This is a genomic window from Pseudomonas sp. NPDC098747 (assembly GCF_044760045.1).
Lineage (GTDB): Bacteria > Pseudomonadota > Gammaproteobacteria > Pseudomonadales > Pseudomonadaceae > Aquipseudomonas.
This window is the reverse complement of sequence record NZ_JBIWAL010000080.1, coordinates 9241-13164: the sequence shown is the minus strand read 5'-3', so window position 1 is coordinate 13164 and position 3924 is coordinate 9241. Positions and strand designations below refer to the sequence as shown.

At 56.8% G+C, this 3924-nt stretch carries 6 protein-coding genes and 1 pseudogene; all 7 read right to left on the bottom strand.

Translation table 11 applies throughout. The features are described from left to right. A pseudogene (locus ACIQVE_RS27310) lies at positions 1–136 on the bottom strand (23S rRNA (adenine(2503)-C(2))-methyltransferase RlmN); the annotation flags it as partial. A gap of 28 nt (positions 137–164) precedes the next feature. Continuing rightward, the gene (gene ndk / locus ACIQVE_RS27305; RefSeq protein WP_042560926.1) at positions 165–590 is read right to left on the bottom strand and encodes a nucleoside-diphosphate kinase; all 426 of its coding nucleotides are present in this window, start codon (positions 588–590) and stop codon (positions 165–167) included. Positions 591–678: 88 nt separating this feature from the next. Next, the gene (gene iscX, locus ACIQVE_RS27300; protein ID WP_402814576.1) at positions 679–879 is read right to left on the bottom strand and encodes a Fe-S cluster assembly protein IscX; all 201 of its coding nucleotides are present in this window, start codon (positions 877–879) and stop codon (positions 679–681) included. Positions 880–893: 14 nt separating this feature from the next. After that, positions 894–1235 carry an ISC system 2Fe-2S type ferredoxin gene (fdx, locus tag ACIQVE_RS27295; RefSeq protein WP_402814574.1) on the bottom strand — a complete coding sequence of 114 codons (342 nt, stop codon included), beginning with the start codon at positions 1233–1235 and terminating at the stop codon, positions 894–896. After that, the gene (hscA, locus tag ACIQVE_RS27290) at positions 1235–3100 is read right to left on the bottom strand and encodes a Fe-S protein assembly chaperone HscA (protein ID WP_402814571.1); all 1866 of its coding nucleotides are present in this window, start codon (positions 3098–3100) and stop codon (positions 1235–1237) included. The genes fdx and hscA overlap by 1 nt, the downstream gene beginning before the upstream one ends. A 51-nt stretch (positions 3101–3151) precedes the next feature. Further along, positions 3152–3673, bottom strand: a complete 522-nt coding sequence (hscB, locus tag ACIQVE_RS27285) for a co-chaperone HscB (RefSeq protein WP_402814569.1) — start codon at positions 3671–3673, stop codon at positions 3152–3154. Positions 3674–3681: 8 nt separating this feature from the next. Then, on the bottom strand, positions 3682–3924 hold a 243-nt coding region (locus ACIQVE_RS27280; protein WP_402814566.1), incomplete at its 5' end, for a HesB/IscA family protein.

Here is a 3924-nt window from a genome sequence, read left to right as displayed (position 1 = left end):
AATCAAACCCAATAAGATAAAAACAATACATAAACTTAAAGGAACGTAAACGCATAACCACAAATGAGTCGAAGAATTTTTCCATTTCCGGCTGGGTCAGACCCAGCAGGTTGGTTTTAACAGTCGATGTAGTCATGGATTCACCTTCACTCTTAAGCCAATGCTTAGCGAGTGGTTACTTCAGTAGCTGCGAAGAAGTACGAGATTTCACGAGCGGCTGCGGCTTCGGAGTCCGAACCGTGAACAGCGTTGGCGTCGATGGAATCAGCGAAATCAGCGCGGATGGTACCGGCAGCAGCTTCTTTAGGGTTGGTAGCACCCATCAGCTCACGGTTCAGAGCGATAGCGTTTTCGCCTTCCAGAACCTGAACAACAACAGGGCCGGAGATCATGAAGGAAACCAGGTCGCCGAAGAAACCACGAGCGCTGTGCTCAGCGTAGAAGCCTTCAGCTTCAGCTTTGGACAGTTGCTTCAGTTTCGAAGCTACAACGCGCAGGCCGGCTTTTTCGAAACGAGTGGTGATTTCGCCGATGACGTTTTTTGCAACAGCGTCAGGCTTGATGATGGAGAAAGTGCGTTGAACAGCCATGGTGTAACTCCAGAAACGGTAATTTGTGAAAAATTAAACCCGCGAATTATACGCGGGTTCTTGGGTATTGCCTAACCTGCGGGGACGATCAGTCTACTTCTTCGATCCAGAGCGCCTGAACCGCTTCCAACACCTTCTCGCCGACACGGCCAGAGGTGTTGTCGAAGTCAGGCAGTTCCGTGATCCATCGCTGCAGGTCGACGAAATTGACAGAAAGCGGATCCACATCCGGCTTGGCTTCGGCCAATTCTTCTGCAATGCGTTGAACATCATTCCAACCGTAGCTCATGACAGTCTTACCAGTCAGTGCGGCGCTTCGGCCGCATGGTTAAGCGAATATTTCGGAATCTCGACGGTGATGTCTTCCTCACCCACGATAGCCTGACAGGCCAGACGCGATTGCGCTTCGAGGCCCCAGGCACGATCAAGGAAGTCTTCTTCCAGCTCGTCAGCCTCATCCATCGAGTCGAAACCCTCACGGATGATGCAGTGACAAGTGGTGCAAGCGCAGACGCCGCCGCAAGCACTTTCCATCTCGATGTGGTGTTCGTGGGCCAGTTCAAGAATCGATGTGCCGGGCGCAGCGTCGACCACCATACCCTCAGGGCAGAACTTGTCGTGGGGCAGAAAAATGACCTGCGGCATCAGATATCCTCGATTTCATTCAGGTTGCGCCCCGACAGAGCGGCTTTCACCGTCAAATCCATGCGGCGGGCAGCAAAAGCATCGGTCACTTGCGACAGACGCTTGGTCTGCTGCTCGATGGCGTAACCATCAGTACCTTTCATCAGTTCGGCCAGTTCCTGCAACTGCAAGTCGATGACCATGCGCTCTTCGGCGTCGAGCAAACGCTCGCCATCAACCTCCAGAGCACCCTGCACCGCTTCGATCAGGCGCTGGGCATCAACTTGCTGCTCGCGCAGAACACGGGCGACCTTGTCGTCATTGGCGTGCTGGAACGAATCCTTGAGCATTTTGGCGATTTCGCCGTCGGTCAGACCGTAGGACGGCTTGACCTGAATGCTCGCCTCAACGCCCGAACCCAGTTCGCGAGCGGAAACGCTGAGCAGACCGTCAGCGTCAACCTGGAAGGTAACGCGAATCTTCGCCGCACCCGCGACCATCGCTGGAATGCCACGCAATTCGAAACGCGCCAGAGAGCGGCAGTCACTGATCAGTTCACGCTCGCCTTGCAGCACGTGAATTGCCATTGCCGACTGGCCATCTTTGTAAGTGGTGAAGTCCTGTGCACGGGCGACGGGGATGGTGGTGTTGCGCGGAATCACCTTCTCCATCAGACCGCCCATGGTTTCCAGCCCCAGGGACAGCGGAATCACGTCGAGCAGCAGCAGTTCGCCGCCATCACGCTTATTGCCAGCTAAAGTATCAGCCTGGATCGCGGCACCGATGGCCACCACCTGATCCGGGTCGATTTCAGTCAATGGCTGACGACCAAAGGCTTCGGCAACCGCTTCGCGAACGCGCGGGACGCGAGTCGAACCGCCGACCATGACCACGGCATGCACGTCATCCAACTCAATGCCGGAATCACGGACAGCGCGGCGGCAGGCTTTCAGGCTGCGCGCGACCATCGGTTCGATCAATGCATCGAAGGCTTCGCGGGTCAATTGTGCTTTCCAGTCGCCGTAGGCAACTTCAACGCTGGCCGCATCGGTCAGGGCTTCTTTGGCCGCGCAAGCGGTTTGCAGCAGATTACGTTGTTCGCCCGGATCGAGATCGGCGGACAGGCCCGCGCTCTCGATGATCCAGCCAGCAATCGCGTGATCGAAATCATCGCCGCCCAGCGCGGTGTCGCCGCCAGTGGCCAGAACTTCAAACACACCACCCGTCAGACGCAGAATCGATATATCGAAAGTGCCGCCGCCCAGGTCATAGATCGCGACCAGGCCTTCGGCATGCTGATCCAGACCGTAAGCCACAGCGGCAGCGGTCGGCTCATTGAGCAAACGCAGCACGTTCAGCCCGGCCAATTTGGCCGCATCTTTGGTGGCCTGACGCTGAGCATCGTCGAAATACGCCGGAACGGTGATTACCGCGCCAACCAGCTCGCCACCCAAAGTCGCTTCAGCGCGCTGACGCAGCACCTTGAGGATTTCGGCGGAGACTTCGACCGGGCTTTTCGGGCCTTGTACGGTATCGATGAACGGCATGTGCGATTCGCCACCGACAAAGCGGTATGGCAGTTGCTCGCCCAATTGCTTGACGTCGGACAGACCACGACCCATCAAGCGCTTGACCGACAGCACAGTGTTCAAAGGATCGGAAGCGGCAGCCAGCTTGGCCGACTCGCCGACTTCGACGCGATCGGCGTGATAACGCACGGCAGACGGCAGGATGACCTGCCCGTTTGCGTCGGCCAGCGGCTCGGAAAGACCACTGCGCAACGCAGCGACCAGCGAATTGGTAGTGCCCAAGTCGATCCCCACAGCCAGACGACGCTGGTGCGGTTGAGGACTTTGGCCGGGTTCGGCGATCTGCAGTAGGGCCATCGTGATCAGGACTTATCTGTATATCAGGCGTGCGACCGGAGCGGCTCTGGGTTAATCGTCGAGGCGCTCTTCTAACTGGCGCACTTCGTAGGTGAGCTTGTCGAGGAACTGCATGCGCCGCATCAGGCGTTCGGCCTGTTCACGTTGCGCTGCATCATCCCAACAGGCTGCAAAACTTTCGTTGAGTTCTTCCTGGGCCACTTTCAAGCGACGCTTGAAAACAGCGACACCGTCGAGATCAGCACTGTCCTGGAGGTCTTCAAGCTCTTCGCGCCATTGCATCTGCTGCAAAAGAAACTCGGGATCCTGGACGGTGACTTCCATCGGCACTTCATGCCCACTGACCTTCAGCAGGTAACGCGCACGCTGGGAAGGACTCTTGAGCACCTGATAAGCCTCGTTGAGGCCGGCAGACTGCTCAAGCGCCAACCGCTGCTCGCGCTCGGAAGCATCGGCAAAGCGGTCAGGATGAACACCGCGCGCCAACTCACGGTAGCGCGTGGCCAACTGCTCGAGATCCAGACGGAAGCTCGGTTGCAGCTCGAATAAAGCGAAATGACAAGGAATACCCACGACAAGCCTCAGATGTTGAAGCTTTCGCCGCAGCCACATTCACCGCGTACGTTGGGGTTGTTGAACTTAAAGCCTTCGTTCAACCCTTCCTTGACGAAATCGAGCTCGGTGCCGTCCAGGTAGGCCAGGCTTTTCGGGTCGATAATCACTTTTTCGCCATGACTTTCGAACACCTGATCCTCTGCAACCACCTCGTCGACAAACTCCAGCACGTAGGCAAGGCGTTTAATAACTTTGTTTGGATCACCCAG

Excerpts from the sequence above, each read along its gene's own strand:
- ndk (WP_042560926.1), bottom strand. The coding sequence starts at position 590 with ATGGCTGTTCAACGCACTTTCTCCATCATCAAGCCTGACGCTGTTGCA.
- iscX (WP_402814576.1), bottom strand. The coding sequence starts at position 879 with ATGAGCTACGGTTGGAATGATGTTCAACGCATTGCAGAAGAATTGGCC.
- fdx (WP_402814574.1), bottom strand. The coding sequence starts at position 1,235 with ATGCCGCAGGTCATTTTTCTGCCCCACGACAAGTTCTGCCCTGAGGGT.
- hscA (WP_402814571.1), bottom strand. The coding sequence starts at position 3,100 with ATGGCCCTACTGCAGATCGCCGAACCCGGCCAAAGTCCTCAACCGCAC.